This window comes from Nocardia sp. NPDC023852, assembly GCF_040639505.1.
GTDB lineage: Bacteria > Actinomycetota > Actinomycetes > Mycobacteriales > Mycobacteriaceae > Nocardia.
In genome coordinates this window covers 519,385-536,618 of the sequence record NZ_JBFAAB010000001.1, presented here as the reverse complement: position 1 = coordinate 536,618, position 17,234 = coordinate 519,385, and the positions used below count along the sequence as shown (strand labels likewise).

Here is a 17,234-nt window from a genome sequence, read left to right as displayed (position 1 = left end):
GGCAGCGGAAAGTCCGACACTGAGGCATTCTGTACAAGTGTTCGATGCCCACCTGCACATCTTCGACCCGCGGTTCCCGCTGGCCGAGAACGAGGGCTACCTGCCCGACCCGTTCACCATCGCCGACTACCGAAAGCGCATGGCGCGCTTCGATGTCGGCGGCGGCGCCGTGGTCAGCGGCTCGTTCCAGGGCACGGATCAGAGCTACCTGAAGGCCGCCCTGGCCGAACTGGGCGAGGGCTGGGTCGGCGTCACCCGCCTGGACCTGGACGCCACCGACGAGGAGATCATCGAGCTGGACCGCATCGGTGTGCGCGCGCTGCGGTTCAACCTCAAGCGCGCCGCCGCCGACATCACCGGAATGACGCTCCAGGCGTTGCGGGCATACGAGCTGGTCGGCTGGCACGTCGAGGTCTACATCGACGGCACCATGCTCGCCTCGCTGCAACCGGTCATTTCCAAGCTGCCCGCGCTGTCGGTCGACCATCTCGGCATGTCGGAAGAGGGTCTGCCGTTCCTGCTGGATCTCGTCGACCGAGGGGCGCGGGTCAAGGCCACCGGTTTCGGCCGGGTCGCGATGAACGTCGCCGACACGCTGCGCCGCATCCACGCGGTGAACCCCGAAGCCCTGATGTTCGGCAGCGATCTCCCCGGCACCCGCGCGGGCCGCCCATTCGAGGACTCGGACGTCGACCTCCTCTGCGATGTGGTGGGCACCGACATGTACCCGGTGCTGGAGGACAACGCGCGCGCCTTCTACCGCCTCTCGGCCCGCGAGCGCGTCATCCCCCCCGACCCGGCCCCGACACTGCCGCTGTACCGTCCCGAACCGCCGACCCTCCGGCTGCACCGTGAAGAACTCCCCGAAGCCCAAGCGGGAGATACGATTCCGTTCCCCGCCATCGAGCGATAGTGGTCGTGACGACCGCGCCTGTCGTTCGCTCGGCTGTGCCTGTTGTTTGCTCGCTCAGGCGACGATGACGCCGACGACCCAGACACCGGTCGCCAGCAGCGCACCGAAGAGTTCGATGAGCATGGACAGACCGACCCCCTTCAGCGCGTGAACCGTTGCCTGCCAAGCCTGTTGACCGATACGCAGGCGTTGGAGTTCCGAAAGGTAGACGCCGAGCACGAAACCGACAAATAGGCCGACCACCGGTATCACGAAGAACCCGACGATGCCGAGAATCGCGCCGACGAAGACCGCGCGATTGGACACACCCGCTTCCTTCATATTGCGGCCCGGCCAGGTGTACTTGATGATCCCGGAAATCACGAGCAGCGCCGCGCAGATTGCGAAGACGATCCACGCCGTAGCGCCGCCGGTGAGAAAGGCCCAGACTGCGATAGCACCGAAGATCAGGATGACGCCCGGCAGGATCGGAACGATGATTCCGACGAGGCCGACCAGGATGGCAAGGCCGGCGAGTAGGGTGTACCACCCCTGATCTGAGAATGTTTGCACAGATCGAGCCTATGTCCTGCGTGCGACTATGAGCGACGCCGCCGAGACAACGGCTCACGTCGATGTCGTCCGTTCTCCGTGCCCGGCGCCGCTCGCTGCCTAGGCGGTGTGAATCCGATGTTGGACAAACCTTCCTCGCGACGAGTACGTCTCGCCCTGAGCCCGGTCAGCATCGTTCCCGAGGTCGCAGGCCGTCCACTGTCGCAGGCCTGTTCCGGTACGTTTCTTCGGCGAAACCGATGAATCGCTCGACGTCCTGGATATTCGACGGTGTACCGAACGACACCCGGATGGCGCCGCCGCTCGGCAGACCGAGCACTGTGACGTATTCATCGATGGTCGGGAGGCGTGCCCCGAACAGGCGCCGCAGTATGGGCAGCTGGATATCGAAAGCCCCCTCGCCCGCACCTGGGTTGCAGAAGCAACCTGTGCGGAGGGAGAAACCCGCTGCCGCGGACTCGGTGGCGACCAAGCGCTCGTCGACGACGATGCCGTCCGGGTCGAGGAAATTGAACGTGACCGTGCCCCCGCGGCGGACCGTGTCTTGCGGTCCATAGATCTTGATCATCGAGGCACCGTTGTCGTGTGTCAGTGATCGCAGCCGATCGAGCAGCCAACCAGTCAGACACACGACCCGTCGGTGCACCAGGTCGACGCCGATTTCCCGCAACCAGCCGATCCCGAATGTCACATCGGGAATGGACAGGAAATTCAGCGTCCCGTCTTCGTAGGCGCTTTCGTCGTCGGTCAGCATATGCCAGTCACCCTGGACGCTCACGGCCGCAATAGTGCCGCCCGCGAACCACGGCCTGCGCAGCCTGGCCAGCGCCTCCCGGCGTGCGACCAGGCATCCGACCCCGGTCGGGTAGCCGAAGAGCTTGTACCAGCTGATCGGCACGAAATCGGCTCGTACGACACTCAAATCCAGTTCGTTGGTGGGAAGATACGCGGCCGCGTCCAGCAGTACGTCATAGCCGTGCCGGTGCGCCAGCTCCACCCAGTCCAGCGGATGTTGAACTCCGGTGAAATTACTCTGCGCCGGAAAGGCGAACAAACCGCGCCTACCCGGCTCACCCTTCCGGTACACCCCGGAGAATCGCGGCCGTGTGCGAGTGCTCAATGCGGCACGCACAGCCTCATCCGTCGTTCGCAGATCGGGCGTTCCGATCGGAACATGCACCACCTCGGCTCGTTTCGCCTTGGCGAATTCTCGCATTCCGATAATGGAGTTGTGGTTGTCCGAGGTCATGACGAAGCGCGAACCACGCACGAACGGATAGGCCTCTCCGATGATCCGGCAGGCCGAACTCGCATTGGCAGTGAAGATCGCGCAGTATTCGTCAGGCGAGGCGTTGAGGTGCGCAAGCACCGCACGACGTGCCTGGTCTACCAATTCGGTCGCGGCCCGCGAGGTCGGATTCTCCGAATGCGGGTTGCCGAAACAGTGTTCGGACAGCCGATCCTGGTGCGATCGGTATTGTGCTGTCGCGGCGAGCCCGGCTCCCGCGTAGTCGAGGTATACCAGACCATTCTGGTCCAGGTACGAGTACTGCTCCTTGCGTATCCGATCGAGCGAACCGGTGGACGCGTAGTCGGGATATGCGGCAAGGAATTCCGCTGGGGCGTCGGCCGACTGCACACTGGTCTTGTTCATTACTGGTTCCCTTCTGTCGGAACGTCAGCCGGGCCGTGTCATACCGACAGCGGTTTCCCTGCGTCAGCTGCCGTGGTGGCACGGATGTCCGAATCGCTCCGACCGGAGCCGACGCGCACCTGAGGTAATCGGCGCCCGAGAACATGGCGACGGGTACCGCGGCGGCATCTTCGAAAACTCATCCGACTCTCCTGATCGAGACGTCGAAACCCCTGGCCAGTACTGCATTCCATGCGCGAAGATGGACGCTACACCGAACGCGCAGCGAGTTGTCGGGCCAGGTCGCCAAGGGTGGGAACGACCGCTCTCGGCGGCTGCGCATTCCACGATCTGAACTCGTCCACGCAGACAACGCACCTATCGGCAGCGGGTTGCCGTAGGGGCTATCGCCTTCGAAGAGGGTCTCGAGGGAACTCAGAACAGCGTCGGCTCGCCGAACCCAGAGGTGCGCTCGATTGCCAGAAGACGTTGTTTGGTGTCGATTCCACCGGGCGCGGAGAATCCGTGCAGCGCATGGTCGGCGGCGAGTACGCGGTGGCATGGGATGATGAGCGGAATCGGGTTGCGGCCCAGGGCCTGTCCGACGGCTTGGGCTGCGCCTGGTGCGCCGACGAGGTCGGCCACTTGGCCGTAGCTGAGGGTGTGGCCGGGATCAACGGCGCGTGTCACGTCGTAGACGACGCGATGGAACTGCGGGATTTCACTGGTGTCCAGCGGAATCCAGCGCAAGTCGTCGAGCTCGCCTGCGAGGTGGGCATGGATCGCAGCGATGGCCTCGGCGATCACGCCGGTGGGTTTCTCTTCGCAAACCTCCTCGTCCAGGCGTCCGGTGCGACGGCGAGCGATACGTGCCAGCGTCGCTGCCGGGCTCGCCTCGGGGAGCTGGAATCGGATCACCGCCGCGCCACGCCACGCGATCGCGCAGTGGCCGATGGCGGTGTCGAACAGCGTCGCCGCGGTGGCGAGGCTGATAGCCCCCACACGGCCGGGCATCACGGGCTCAGTGGCCTCGGTGGTCTCGGTGGCGAGGCGAGTGAAGTCACTCATGCTGCAAGTGTGCACCGGGCGACCGACAAGTTCGACAAAGGTACGTCCAGTTAACCGAGACTGGCCTTGGACGCGACTCCGGGTAACCCGATCGTCAGCGGCTCCGCCTCGGCTTTGTCACAGTTGATCCGCGGTGGCAAAGATGGCCATGTCATACCGGCGTGCACTCAACTGGCCTTGCCAATAAATATCCAATCAGTCAATACTGGCCTGTATGGTGACGAGAGTGATCGGCGCGGGCAGCTTGGCTCGCGATCTGGGTCGGTGGCGGAACGCGGACGACGGCGAGGGCGATTCATCCGCTCGGCGGTCCGCGCGTCCGGCGTACCTGGCGCTCGCCGAAGGCATCCGGCTGCTGATCCATGACGGGCGCGCGCCGTTGGGAGTAGCACTGCCCAGCGAACGAGATCTCGCCGCCACCCTGGGGGTCAGTCGCACGACCATTACGTCCACTTACGCGCTGTTGCGGGAGCACGGCTACCTGATCAGCAGGCAGGGCTCGCGCAGCACCGTGGCGCTGCCACGCGATGTGCAGCACGACGGCATCAAGCCGGCCAGGAGCATCCTCGCCACGATGGCGCCGCCCGAACTGCCCACCATCGACATGACTTACGCTGCCATGGCTGCCCCGCTCGAGATGCAGGAAGCGTATTCGACTGCGTTGCACGGGATTCCGGCGTATCTCGGCACACACGGCATGGACCCGGTCGGTGTGCTCGCGCTGCGTGAGGCGATCGCCCGCCGCTACACCGCGCGCGGCCTGCCGACCGCCCCGGACCAGGTCCTGGTCACCCTCGGCGCGCAGCACGGCCTTCGTCTGCTGCTGAACGTGCTCACCGCACCCGCCGCCCGCGTGCTCATCGACCACCCGACTTACCCGAACGCCATCGAAGCGATTCGGGACGTCGGCGCTCGCCCGGTACCGGTGCCGCTGCGGCCGGAGGACCCGGTGGCCCGCTGGGACCTCGATGGAATCCGCAGTGCCGCACGGCAAACCGCAGCCACCCTGGCCTACCTCGTGCCGGATTACAACAACCCGACCGGCCTGCTGCTGGACGCCGCGGGCCGCGCCGAGCTGGCTGCCATCGCCAGGGAGACCAGGATGACTGTCGTGATCGACGAGTCCATGGCGGATCTCGGACTCGGCGACGAAGTCCCGCCACCTCCGGTCGCGGCGTTCGCCAAGGGCGCCGAGATCGTCACGATCGGCTCGGCGTCGAAATCGTTCTGGGGTGGTCTGCGCGTCGGCTGGATTCGCACCAACCAGTCGCTGATCACCAAACTGCTCGGCATCCGTTCCACGGTCGACCTCGGCACTCCCGTCATGGACCAGTTGGCCACCGTCCACCTGCTCGAGCACGCGGACGTCATCCTCGACCGTCGCCGCGACCAATTGCGTTCGCAGCGTGCCGCTCTGCTCGATTCTCTCGCCGAGGAGCTGCCGGACTGGCGCGTGACCGTCGGTGCGGGCGGCATGTCGGTGTGGGCGCAGCTGCCGAGCTCGGTGTCGACCGCGCTGGCCGCCACGGCGCCCAATCACGGCGTATTGCTCGCGGCGGGGCCGAGATTCGGCGTGCAGGGCGCGTTCGAACGGTTTCTGCGGCTGCCGTTCACGCACCAGGAACCCGAATTGCGCTTGGCGGTCAAGGGCATTGCCTCCGCCTATGAGGCGCTGACGCCACGTGCCGCCGATCCGTTGACGCCGCTGACCTGCTACTGATGGCGGGATGTCTGCGGAGGGCCTTGGCCGGCGGCACTTCCCCTCCGAGCGCCGCCGGGCACGACCGGCCCGCCACCCCTCGGGGCTGGCCCTCGTCACGCGCGGGCGGCGTGCAGAAGGCTGCACGGCGCCGAGGCCTCCAGCAAGCAAGGCGGTCAAGCAGCGGACCGGACGATTGCCCGTCACCATCAGCTGCGCTCTAGAGCCGCCTGCTCGCCGACAGTATGGCAGGCACAGCGCCGTACTGTCGAACCAGTTGGTATGTTAAAAATGTGATCATCTGCGCAGATCAGCAGATGCCGCGGTACCCTGGCATCCCGCTCGGTGCTCAGTCGGCCCACACCGACTCGATGGACGTGGCCGTGGTCGGTGGTGGGGTGGGGATGCCGTTCGGGGTGCGAGAGAACCGAGGCGCCGGGGCATGCTGGGTGATGTCGTCCAGCTCCAGCAGCGAGCCGCGGGCCGAGATGTGCTCGTTCTTCGTCGCTTCCGCGAAGGTGAGGACAGGCGAGACGCAGGCGTCGGTCCCGACGAAGATCTCGGTCCACTCGTCGCGAGTCTTAGCCCGGAAGCGTTCGGCGAACAGCTTTTTCAACGTCTCCTGGCCGGCCGGGTCGAGCTGGAAGGGCAGACCCTCCGGATCTATCTCCAGTCCGGCGAGCAGCTGCGCGTAGAACTGCGGCTCGATCGCGCCGACCGCCATGTACTTGCCGTCGCCGGTTTCGTAAGTGTCGTAGAACGACATTCCGGTGTCGAGTAGGTTCACACCACGCTCATCGGACCAGGCGCCGGCTCCACGCATCCCCCAGATCATGTGCGAAAGGGCAAGGGCGCCATCGACCATCGCCGCGTCGATCACCTGCCCCTTACCCGAGATCTGTCGCTCCACCAATGCGGCGAGGATGCCGAATACCAGGAACATCGAGCCGCCGCCGAAGTCGCCCACCATGTTCAGCGGCGGGACCGGGCGCTCACCCTTGCGGCCGATCGCGTGCAGCACGCCGGTGATGGAGATGTAGTTGATGTCGTGTCCGGCACGGTCGGCCAGTGGACCCTCCTGACCCCAGCCGGTCATCCGGCCGTAGACCAGGCGGGGGTTGCGAGCGAGCGCGTCGTCCGGGCCGATGCCCATCCGCTCGGTGACGCCGGGACGGAAGCCTTCGATCAGCACATCTGCCTTCTCGACCAAGCCGAGCACCTTCTCGAGATCGGCGGGGTCCTTGAGGTCGGCCTCGACGATGGTCCGTCCGCGCAGCTGCGCCCGGTCGAAACCGCCGGGCAGCTGGCCCGCGCGCTGCACCCGCACTACGTCGGCGCCGAGATCGGCGAGCAGCAGTGCGGCGTGCGGACCGGGGCCGATACCAGCCAGTTCGATGACTTTGATGCCCGCGAGCGGGCCATGCGCGGCGGTGGATGAAGTGCTCACGCCTACCTCGGTTCGTCGTTGCTCCAGGGCACCGGTGCCGGTGCGTCCTCCCGACGCGAACGGGAGGGCGTATTGACAGTACGACAATAACGACGGTTGGCGCCGCGTGTCACACTCGTACGCCGTTTGCCGCCAGATAGGCCGTGGGCTCGATGGAGCGCCCATTGCGCCGAACTTCGTAGTGCAGGTGGTTACCGGTGGAGTTGCCGGTGGATCCGACGGCGCCGATCACGGTGCCTGCGGGGATCCGGTCGCCGGGCTTGACGCGGATGCTGCCGGCGGTTTGGTGGGCATAGATGGTCTCGGTGCCATCGGCGGAGCGGATGCGCACGTGGTATCCGTAGCCATCGCCCGCATTGCCCGCCTTGACAACAGTGCCACCGGTAACGGCGTAGATGGGGGTCCCCGCGGGGGCCGCGAGGTCGAGGCCGCCGTGATGCTTGCCATTCCGGGGGCCGTAGTGGGAGCTGATTCTGTATTTCCCCGGATCGAGAGGTGCTCGGGGTCGGCCATCATCCGGCCGCGTTGCGCCGGCTCCCGCCGTTCGTTTTCCAGCTATTCCGTTGAGGTACTGGGCGGTGAGCCGGTCGACCATCGCGGCGGTTTCGGTTGCGTTGGCGGCCCCGCCACCGACGATCTTTTGGGCTTTTTCCAATGCAGCGGTGAGTATTTGGTGTACTTTCCGCTGACCTTCTTTGGTATAGGCGTTGGGGCCGAGCTCGGCGAGTTGGACGTTGACCTCGCGGAGCAACTTGATGACCGCTTGCCGGTCGGCTTTGTTGAATCCGGCCAGATTCGATACGTATCTCGCGAGATCGTTGTCCAGGTCGTTGAACGCTTTCGCCACGTTCTTCTGGAACAGAGCCCTTGCCTTGATCGCGGTCGCCCCGGCACCCGAGCCGCCGGCTCCTTGGGGTCTCGACCCCAAGCCATCGGTGCCCGACGGGGTGCCGTCCTTGCCGTAAAGGGCCGCCAGGGTTTCCAATGTGTCCAACGCCCGTTGAGCCTCTGGGGAAAGCCCGCCTCCGGCGGATGCGGCGGCAGTGGATCCGGATCCGGCACCCGATCCGCCGCCGGCTAGACCGGCCAGCGCTGATGCCAACATCGGCAGTGCCATCAAGGCCATCGAACCGGCCGTCATGGCGGCAGGCGCGAGGTCCGCGATGGTCTCCGGGTCGATCCCGGGCGGCGGCGGCGCTGCGGCCGGAGGTGCGCCAACCGGCGGTGCGGTCACGCTGGAAGGTGCCGCGGCGCCGCCGGGCGGCGGCGCCGCGGCAGCGTTAGGTGCGGGTGCCGCCGCACCGTTGGCCGGAGGTGCCGCCGGGCCCACCGCCGGTACGGCTTGGGTGCGTGCGCCTGAATTCGGTGCCGCGCCAGGTCCGCCGAGCACGTTTCGTGCCAGATTCGCGATAGCCGGGACTGCCTGGGCAACGAGGTCGGGCTGTTTCCGGTCCGTGATCGATGTCGATGGCCCATGCGCCTCGGGCGCACCGTCGCTGGTGCCGCTGTCTGCCGCCGCACCGTCGTCCGCGACCAGGTGTGCCACCTCCCCACTAGTCACGACCACCTCCGCATGCCCAGAACCCAACCGGCACGTCTCCCGCCCGAGCGCTGGTGCCAAGATCGATTGTGACTTATCGGACATCGGCCCGATCTTCATAGCTGGGAAATACGAGCTCGGCGGAATCAATACCGCGCAACGACTGTGGCGATCACTCGTCCGACCATCAGATACGACGGCTCTCGATCCCGGCGCGGTTGATCGACGAGATCAGCATCCTGCCGGGGATCACCGGACCATGGGTCGGCCCGTGAAATCGCCATCCGACGGCTACGGTGCAGACCGTTGACTACGATACTCATCGACGTATTCGATTGTTATCGACTAGATTGATGTCCGGACCGCCTCCGCGGGCCGACCGATCGGAGTGAACGCAGGAGATCATGAGCGACAGATCGACGCGGTCCGGCGCGTCTGAGCAGGGATTACGGCGGCTGAGCCGGGCCTTGGAGGGATACGTCGAGCGGGGCGAGCTGGCCGGCCTGGTGAGCATGGTCTGGCGGCACGGCGAGTTGGTGCACACCGACGCGGTCGGCTGGCGGGATCGGCAGGCGCGGTCACCCATACGGCGCGACACCATCTTTCGTATCGCGTCGATGACCAAGCCGATCACAGCGGCGGCGGCGTTGACGCTGGTGGACGACGGTCGCCTGCGCCTGTTCGATCCGATCGACGACTGGCTGCCGGAACTGGCGCTGCCGATGGTCCTGCGTGATCCGAACGGCTCATCCGAGGACGTGGTGTCCGCATCCCGGCCGATCACCCTCGACGACTTACTCACCAACCGTATGGGGCTGGGGTGGGGGCGATCCAGCATCGGTCCGGAGTTGTTCACGCTGACCGCGCAGCCGATCGCTGCTGCCCTCGGACTGCCGGATGCCGAAACGCTCGCTCCGGATGCTTGGATGCGGCGCGTCGGCGCCTTCCCGCTCATCGCCGATCCCGGGACGATATGGCGCTACCACACCTCGTCCGACATTCTCGGCGTGCTCATTGCCCGGGTCACCGGGCAATCGTTGGAGACGGTGTTGCGCGAGCGGCTTTTCCGGCCCCTCGGGATGGTGGACACGAGCTTTACCGTGCCACCGAGTAAACGCGACCGGCTGGCCGTATTATATGGTCCCGCACCAGATTTCGCCGTGCTGGATCACCCCTGCGACACCGGGTGGGCCGTCGAGCCGCCATTCGCTTCCGGCGGTGCGGGGCTGGTGTCCACGGGCGACGATTACGCCCGATTCGCCCACATGCTGCTCGGCAAGGGGCAATTCGACGGAGTGCGGGTGCTGTCGCGGCAGCTGGTCGAAGCGATGACTACCGATCATCTGACCGATCGGCAACGTGCCGAGCCGCCGTTCGCCCTACCCCTCGGCCAAAATCTGTGGGCCGAGCACGGCTTCGGCTACGGACTGCGGGTGCGCACCCGCCAGAGTGGCGCCGGGCCCAGCGTCGGAACCCTGTCCTGGCCGGGCGGCCTCGGAACCGCCTGGTATGCCGACCCGCACAAGGATGTGGTCGCCCTGCTGCTGCTTCAGTCTCAGAACCTCATCGTCGCCGCGGACTGGCGCAGCACGATCGGCGACGACTTCCGCACCCTCACCGCACGGGCGCTCGAGGACTGACAGCACGCAGACAACCGGTCACAACATCTCGGGCGCGGTGTCGAGGATGGCATCGAGCAGCCCGGGGAAATGGGTGTCGAGATCGTCACGGCGCAGACTGAGCATTCGGCGTGCCCCGCGGACACGTGCCTGCAGCACCCCGGCCTCCCGCAACACGCGCTGGTGATAGGAGAACGTCGAGCGGCCGATGGTCAGGCCCGCGCGCTGCTGCAGCTCGGTACACGCCACCTCCTCGGTGGCCGCCAATACCCGAACCGCCGTCAGCCGCGCCGGATCCGACAGCGCCGCAAGAACTTTCGACAGCCGCAGTTCTTCCGCAGCTGGATGCGCTTCATCGATGACCACGCTCATGCCCGCAGCCTAGCCACGAACCAGCATTACGTCGAGGATGATAGTACTATTCGATAGACATCGACATATCCTGGCCGTCCGAGCAACACGCCGCTCAGTAGATCGGGTGTTCGCGATAGAAATCGCAGGCTTCCCCGGTGATGTAGCCGTCGGCGCAACCGAAGTACGTCTGGATGCAGGCGTTCGACGAGCACCCCATTTCGATCAGCTTCTGCCTGATCCGAACGTTGCGCTCCTGCGGAGTCTCCGACCGCGGCGTCGCCGACACCCGGCTCGTCGCCGACGGCGAACCGGGGATCGGCGCCTGCTGCCCGCTCGAGCAGCCGAGCGTGAGCGCCATCCCGGCCGCAACCGAACATACGCCGATGAAAATCCGCACCATCCGTCCCAACCACCGAAGAAAAAGCCTGGTCGCGTCAGCCTAACAACCAGTTCGCCCCGGCGAGCGGCACAGGGCCGAGACAAGCGCGAGTGCCACACCATGTCGGCCGTTGGTGATCAAGGCAGGTGCCGGGGCGGGGATACGCGCTGGTAGGACCCGCACCCTGCCACCAGGCATGCTCAGTCGGTGGCGGAAGACGCGCGCGGCCTCACCCCATTGCGGATTCGCCGCGCATCAGGGCGCCGAGGGATTCGCGGGCGGTGACGTCCATCTTGATGCAGGCGCGGTAGAGATGCCCTTCCACCGTGCGCACCGAGACGGTGAGACGGTCGGCGATCTGCCGATTGGACAGCCCCGCGGCGACAAGATTCGCGATCTCACGTTCCCGCGCGGTCAACGGCAACGGCTGAGCGGCGTGCCGCAGGGCGGGCGTGCTCGCTCCGCCACAGGCGGCGGCGAGGCGGTTCGCCGCGGCGGCGGACTCCAGCATCCTGCGCCGGTCCCCGGCCCGCTCGTGGGCCGACGAGGCCTGAGCCGCGGCGTCGGCCGCCGACAGCATCGCGCCGATGTGCTCGAATTCCGCCACGGCGGCGTCGAGTCCGGGGCCGTCGTGTGCGGCGAGGGCTACGGCGTGTCGTGCCTGCGCCTGCACCAGCCGTCCCTCCACCCGGGACGCCAGGTCGGACAGCCGTCCTGCCACGGAGTGATCACCGAACCGGGCAGCGGTATGCAGCGCCATGGCCTCGATCGCATGCTGATGCGCACGGGCTGCCGCGTCGGCGGCGCCGATAGCGATTCGGACGGCTGGGGTGACGGCGCCTTCGGCGGCAGCCTGCCAGGAACGGGCGATTTCGAGTTGAGGCTCGTAGACCGCACTGTGCCGTCCCCCACGCGCGGTGGCATCCGCGATCGACTCGGCCGCCTCCGCGGCGCGGCCGAGCGCCGAATACGCCTCGGCCAGACGAATTCTCGCCGGAAACATCCAAGCGGCCGCGCCTTCGGCTGTCAGCGCGGCCAGCGCCTGTTCCAGATGCTCGATGCCGGCCAGGAACCGGCCCTGCGCCACGTCGACGGTGCCTTGCAGAATCTTCGACATGCCCCAGGCCAAGTATTGCCCCGGCGCCGAGTAGCCGAAATAAGCTCCGGCACAATGCCGTGCGGCCTCGAGATCGCCGGTGAAGGTGAGCGCGAGCACCTCCGCGTGCGTGGACATGAAGCGGTTGAGGCCGTCGATGTGCTCTTCCACCGCGTGACCGCGCGCCGCATACTCCTTGGCCGCCTCGCCCTTGCCCATCAACGCCAGTGCGAGGCCGCCGCCGAACGCGGCCCACCACACCGCCCACGGCGGCGCGCCTTCGGTGGTCATGACCGTTTCGGCCTCGGTGAACGCGTGGTCGATGCGGTTCTCATTGACCGCCGACGCCGAGGCGAGACCGATGAAGATCGTGGCGATCTTCGGATGCTTCACCTTGCTACGCAACAGCGTAAGCACTTCGCCCGCGCGGTCGGCATCACCCATGGCCCACAACAGATTCGCCACCCTGGTGCTGCCCCAGCGCGCTAGCTGCACCTCGTCGAGCTGGTCGGGGTCGAAGCTGGCCAAGGTGCGCTCGGCCTCGATCCGATGCCCCTGCCACAGCAGGGCGCGCGCCAGCAGGTCGGCGGCCTCCACGCCGCCGCGCCGCTCCACCGCGGCCCGCGCGAAACGTTCGGCCAGTGGCAGATTCGCCAAACCGATCGCGTCGGCGGCGGCCGCTTCGAGCAATTCCAGATCCGCGGTTTTATCACTGTCCAAGGCCAACTCGGCCAGCCGGATCCGGTCAGCGGCGGAATTGATCGCACGCTCTTTGAGCGAGGAGTACAGGCGGCCACGCAATCGTCGTGCGGAGGTGATGCCGAGCCTGCGCCGGATCACCTCGCCGAACAGCGGGTGGTTGTATCGCACGGTGAGCTGACGCGAACTCTCCACTACCCGGATCACGCCGCGGTTCTCGGCGGCTTCCACCGCATCCTCACCGGCCAATTCGGCGAGCACATCGAGATCGATCGGCTCGCAGAAGGTCAGCAGTTCCAGCACCCTCAGCACCGGGTCGGGCAGCTGCTCGACCCGATCCTCCAGCAGCGCGGCCAGTTCCGAGGTCACCGCGGCCCTGCCGCGTAGCTGCCACACACCGTTCACCTGGCGCAGTGTGCCCGCCTCCAGCGCTCCCTCGACCAAATGCTTGAGGAACAGGGCATTTCCGGCGGAGGACTCCCACATCAGGTTGGCGGTAAATCCTTCCAGCTGCCCGCCGAGCATCGACTCCACCAGCTTCACGCTCTGCCGCTGGCTGAACGGGCGCAGATCGATGCGCATCAGATGCCCGTCTTTCCACAGCGAGGTGACCGCGTCGGGCACCGGCACGCCGCTGCGGACGGTGACCACGATGTGCGCGGCCTTGTCGATGGCCAGCTGCAACAGAAGGGTGGCCGAGAGCTGGTCGAGCAGGTGGGCGTCGTCCACGCCGATCACCGTGTGCCCGTCGGCGAGCAGTGCCTTGCGAGCGGCGGACATGAACGTCACCGGATCGTGCGCCGTGTAGACGCCGACCATATGCGCGAACACCCCCAGCGGAATGCTGCGTGCCGACTCGGTGCCCGCCACCCAGCGAATATTGCCGCCGATCGCGGAGGTGGCATGCCGGGCCAGGGTGGTCTTGCCCACCCCGGCATCGCCGGTGAGCACCACCCCGACATATTCGGGCCCGGTCAGTGCCGCGCGGATCGCCTCGAATTCGCTGTCGCGCTCGATCATCGGCCGGTTCCGAGCCATGCTCTTACTGTAGTTCTTCACCGATCATGATCGAAGCCGATGAACTGTGAAGCGGCGCGGAGATTCGGTGCGATCGGAGCCGAAATTCCGCTCTACCGTGGCGAATTCGAACCGGTTCTAGCCGAGGACGTCGTGCCGGACGATCGTCTGATCCCGGCCGGGACCGACACCGACACAGGAAATGCGGGCGCCGGCCAGCTCCTCCAGACGCAATACGTACGCCTGTGCGTTCGCCGGCAGTTCCTCGAAGGTGCGCGCGCCGGAGATGTCCTCCCACCAGCCTGGCATCTCCTCGAAAATGGGCTTCGCGTGGTGGAATTCGGTCTGGGTGGTGGGCATCTGCTCGACCCGCTCGCCGTCGACGTCATAGGCGACGCAGATCGGCACCGTCTCCAGGCTGGACAGAACGTCCAGCTTGGTGAGGAAGTAGTCAGTGATGCCGTTGACCCGGGTGGCGTAGCGGGCGATCACCGCGTCGAACCAGCCGCAACGCCGCGCGCGGCCGGTGGTGACGCCGACTTCGCCGCCGGTCTTGGCCAGGTACGTGCCGAACTCGTCGAACAGCTCGGTGGGGAACGGGCCGGAGCCGACCCGGGTGGTGTAGCACTTCAGGATGCCGAGCACCGTATTGATCCGGTTGGGCCCGACGCCCGCGCCGACCGCTGCGCCGCCGGAAGTCGGGTTCGACGAGGTGACGTACGGGTAGGTGCCATGGTCCACGTCCAGCAGGGTGCCCTGCGAACCCTCCAGCAGCACCGTCTCCCCGCGCTCCAGCGCCAGGTTCAGCCGCAGCCGGGTGTCGGCGATCCGGTGCTTGAAGCTGTCGGCCTGCGTGAGCACCTCGTCGACCACCTGCTGCGGATCGAGCGCGCGGCGATTGTAGATCTTGACCAGCACCTGGTTCTTGAACTCCAGCGCGGCCTCGACCTTCTGGGTGAGGATCTTCTCGTCGAGCACGTCTGCGACGCGCACGCCGACGCGGGCGACCTTGTCCTGGTAGCAGGGGCCGATACCGCGGCCGGTGGTGCCGATCTTCTTGTTGCCGAGGAAGCGTTCGGTGACTTTATCGATGGCCACGTGGTACGGCATGATCAGGTGCGCGTCGGCGGAGAGCAGCAGGCCGGAGGTGTCCACGCCGCGCTCTTCCAGCCCGGCCAGCTCCGCGAGCAGCACACCGGGGTCGATGACGACGCCGTTGCCGATGACGTTCGTCACGCCGGGGGTGAGGATGCCGGAGGGGATCAGGTGCAGGGCGAAATTGTCCCCGTTGGGCAGTACCACGGTGTGTCCGGCATTGTTGCCACCTTGGTAGCGAACCACCCACTGCACCCGGCCACCGAGCAGATCGGTTGCTTTGCCCTTACCTTCGTCACCCCATTGGGCGCCGATGAGGACGATTGCCGGCATTGTCGTGTCTCCTACGGTTCGACAGGCAACACTGGTGTGTTGCAGCTACCTGCCGTACTGAGGCGGTGGCCGGAAGCACAGTCTAGCCGACCCATCCGAAGCGGCGTCGCGTCGGATCTCGCCGTAGTCTCGACAACGGTGTGGTCAGAGCCGGGCAGGGCTATGGTTGCACGGCACGCCGAGCGGCAGCGCGGCGTCAACCGGAGCGAACCACAGGGGGTTCGCCCCTGCGAGGGCCCGACGGTGTCGGCTCGAACCGAGGAGGGTGTACGGCAGCTTGAGTACCCATGTTCTCCGCTGCGCCGGCGCACCCGTACCCATCGCGCTCGCGGCGCTGCCGACTACTCAAACGGGCGCCATCCCCGACACCACCGAGATCGACGAACTCCTTCCCGTGCTGGCCGCCGACAGCCTGCCGCGCCTGATCGTGCTCGGTGAGGACGCCGCGCTGGCCGCGGTGCTCACCCATCTGATGCGCACCGAGCGGCTGCACGTGGAGATCGGCTACGTGCCGGTCGACAAGACCTACGGCTCACGCGTCTACCAGACCGGCACCGGCAACGCCGCCGCCAAGCGCGCTCTCGAGGGCCGTGCCACCGAGACGCCGCTGCTCAGGGACGACACCGGCACGGTCCTGGTCGGTCGCGCGGTGCTCACCGGTGTCGGCGGGAAAAAGCTGGAGGGCGAGGCCTATGTCGACGACACCCAGCTGTTCTCCGGCAAGGTGACGGGCATGCTGGTCTCGCCGACCATGGAGCTGCCGGGCATACAGGCGGCCGTGCAGAAGGGCATCCGCGTCCGCAGGCGCCGCTGGCTAGCGGGCCGGGCGGCGCAACTCGGCACCCCGGGCGCGATCGTGACCAGGGACGGTATCCGCACCGACCGGCCCGTGCCGCGCTCGAGCTTCTATCGCCACCACGAATCCTGGCTGCTGATCCGATGACTTCCCCATTCCCGATCGACCGAAGGTCGCGCGCGGTGCGGCCGAGCCCGGTGTTCCTGCTCGTGGTCATCCTCACGGTGGTCGGCGGCGTGCTGGCCTGGGACGCTCCGGTGGACTCGACCACGGCTAAGGTCGGGGTGTTCGTACTCGTGGTGTTCGGCTGGATCGTCACGTTGTGCCTGCACGAGTTCGCGCACGCGTTCACGGCGTGGCGGGCCGGAGACCGTGAAGTGGAGCTGCGCGGATACCTGACGCTGAACCCGTTGAAGTACAGCCATCCGCTGCTGTCGATCGTGTTGCCGATGGTGTTCATCGCGCTCGGCGGTATCGGCCTGCCGGGCGGAGCAGTCTACGTACACACCCACAATGTCGCGCCGCGCACGCAACGGATCATCAGCGGCGCCGGGCCTTTCGTGAACGCGCTGTGCGCGGTGCTGCTGCTCGCGGTCGTCCGGTTCGCAGGCAGCGCGAGTGCGCATCCCGCGTTCTGGTTCGGCATGAGCTTCCTTGCGTTCCTTCAGATCACGGCAACTCTCCTGAACCTGATCCCACTGCCCGGACTTGACGGATACGGCATCGTCGAGCCATCGCTGAGCTACCGGACACGGCGCTCGCTCGATCAGTTCAAGCCGTTCGGCATGCTGATCCTGTTCGCGCTGCTGTTCACCCCCGCCATCAACCAGGTGTTCTTCGACGCGGTGTACGCCCTCTTCGAACTGTCCGGCGTTCCATCGAATTGGTCACGATACGGCAGCTTCCTGACCCGCTTCTGGACCTGAGGCCGGAGCCACGGAGGTCGGGGATCCGAGCCCTGTTCCGGTCGGCAGTTCCCGGTTATGGGGCCGCT

General features: G+C 66.6%; 15 protein-coding genes. 6 read left to right on the top strand and 9 right to left on the bottom strand.

Annotated features, from left to right (window positions below; all coding sequences use genetic code 11):
• The first annotated feature begins 37 nt into the window (after positions 1-37).
• Positions 38-913 carry an amidohydrolase family protein gene (locus AB0H00_RS02355; protein ID WP_357259472.1) on the top strand — a complete coding sequence of 292 codons (876 nt, stop codon included), beginning with the start codon at positions 38-40 and terminating at the stop codon, positions 911-913.
• A gap of 54 nt (positions 914-967) precedes the next feature.
• Here the strand turns inward: AB0H00_RS02355 and AB0H00_RS02350 are convergent, their stop codons facing one another.
• From AB0H00_RS02350 to AB0H00_RS02340, 3 genes are all read right to left on the bottom strand, one after another.
• Complete coding sequence (locus tag AB0H00_RS02350; protein WP_357259470.1) at positions 968-1,465, bottom strand: DUF456 domain-containing protein; 498 nt, start codon at positions 1,463-1,465, stop codon at positions 968-970.
• A 166-nt stretch (positions 1,466-1,631) separates the two neighbouring features.
• Positions 1,632-3,119, bottom strand: coding sequence for an aminotransferase class V-fold PLP-dependent enzyme (locus AB0H00_RS02345; protein WP_357259467.1), 1,488 nt, complete (start codon positions 3,117-3,119; stop codon positions 1,632-1,634).
• A gap of 414 nt (positions 3,120-3,533) precedes the next feature.
• The gene (locus tag AB0H00_RS02340; protein ID WP_357260403.1) at positions 3,534-4,112 is read right to left on the bottom strand and encodes an MGMT family protein; all 579 of its coding nucleotides are present in this window, start codon (positions 4,110-4,112) and stop codon (positions 3,534-3,536) included.
• Between the two features lie 268 nt (positions 4,113-4,380).
• Here AB0H00_RS02340 and AB0H00_RS02335 point away from each other — a divergent pair, with 268 nt between their 5' ends.
• Positions 4,381-5,886, top strand: a complete 1,506-nt coding sequence (locus AB0H00_RS02335; RefSeq protein WP_357259465.1) for a PLP-dependent aminotransferase family protein — start codon at positions 4,381-4,383, stop codon at positions 5,884-5,886.
• Positions 5,887-6,214: 328 nt separating this feature from the next.
• Here the strand turns inward: AB0H00_RS02335 and AB0H00_RS02330 are convergent, their stop codons facing one another.
• The 3 genes from AB0H00_RS02330 to AB0H00_RS02320 form a co-directional block, all read right to left on the bottom strand.
• Positions 6,215-7,312, bottom strand: a complete 1,098-nt coding sequence (locus AB0H00_RS02330) for a CaiB/BaiF CoA-transferase family protein (protein WP_357259462.1) — start codon at positions 7,310-7,312, stop codon at positions 6,215-6,217.
• 109 nt (positions 7,313-7,421) lie between these two features.
• Positions 7,422-8,873, bottom strand: a complete 1,452-nt coding sequence (locus AB0H00_RS02325; protein ID WP_357259459.1) for a M23 family metallopeptidase — start codon at positions 8,871-8,873, stop codon at positions 7,422-7,424.
• A 125-nt stretch (positions 8,874-8,998) separates the two neighbouring features.
• The gene (locus AB0H00_RS02320) at positions 8,999-9,175 is read right to left on the bottom strand and encodes a hypothetical protein (protein ID WP_357259456.1); all 177 of its coding nucleotides are present in this window, start codon (positions 9,173-9,175) and stop codon (positions 8,999-9,001) included.
• Positions 9,176-9,256: 81 nt separating this feature from the next.
• Here AB0H00_RS02320 and AB0H00_RS02315 point away from each other — a divergent pair, with 81 nt between their 5' ends.
• Complete coding sequence (locus AB0H00_RS02315; protein WP_357259453.1) at positions 9,257-10,492, top strand: serine hydrolase domain-containing protein; 1,236 nt, start codon at positions 9,257-9,259, stop codon at positions 10,490-10,492.
• 18 nt (positions 10,493-10,510) lie between these two features.
• Here the strand turns inward: AB0H00_RS02315 and AB0H00_RS02310 are convergent, their stop codons facing one another.
• Positions 10,511-10,843: a helix-turn-helix domain-containing protein gene (locus tag AB0H00_RS02310; RefSeq protein ID WP_357259450.1), complete on the bottom strand. Its 333-nt coding sequence runs from the start codon at positions 10,841-10,843 to the stop codon at positions 10,511-10,513.
• A gap of 173 nt (positions 10,844-11,016) precedes the next feature.
• Here AB0H00_RS02310 and AB0H00_RS02305 point away from each other — a divergent pair, with 173 nt between their 5' ends.
• Positions 11,017-11,268, top strand: a complete 252-nt coding sequence (locus tag AB0H00_RS02305; RefSeq protein WP_357259448.1) for a hypothetical protein — start codon at positions 11,017-11,019, stop codon at positions 11,266-11,268.
• A 165-nt stretch (positions 11,269-11,433) separates the two neighbouring features.
• Here AB0H00_RS02305 and AB0H00_RS02300 read toward each other — a convergent pair whose 3' ends face one another.
• Both AB0H00_RS02300 and AB0H00_RS02295 read right to left on the bottom strand, forming a co-directional pair.
• A complete protein-coding gene (locus AB0H00_RS02300) occupies positions 11,434-14,037 on the bottom strand; it encodes a LuxR C-terminal-related transcriptional regulator (protein WP_357259445.1) in 2,604 nt (867 codons plus the stop codon).
• A gap of 117 nt (positions 14,038-14,154) precedes the next feature.
• Positions 14,155-15,444 (bottom strand): adenylosuccinate synthase, encoded by a 1,290-nt coding sequence (locus tag AB0H00_RS02295; RefSeq protein ID WP_357259442.1) that lies wholly within the window; start codon positions 15,442-15,444, stop codon positions 14,155-14,157.
• Positions 15,445-15,721: 277 nt separating this feature from the next.
• Between AB0H00_RS02295 and AB0H00_RS02290 the strand changes: the two genes are divergently transcribed.
• Positions 15,722-16,387 (top strand): hypothetical protein, encoded by a 666-nt coding sequence (locus AB0H00_RS02290; protein ID WP_357259439.1) that lies wholly within the window; start codon positions 15,722-15,724, stop codon positions 16,385-16,387.
• The gene (locus tag AB0H00_RS02285; protein ID WP_357259436.1) at positions 16,384-17,166 is read left to right on the top strand and encodes a site-2 protease family protein; all 783 of its coding nucleotides are present in this window, start codon (positions 16,384-16,386) and stop codon (positions 17,164-17,166) included. The genes AB0H00_RS02290 and AB0H00_RS02285 overlap by 4 nt, the downstream gene beginning before the upstream one ends.
• The last annotated feature ends 68 nt before the right edge of the window (positions 17,167-17,234 follow it).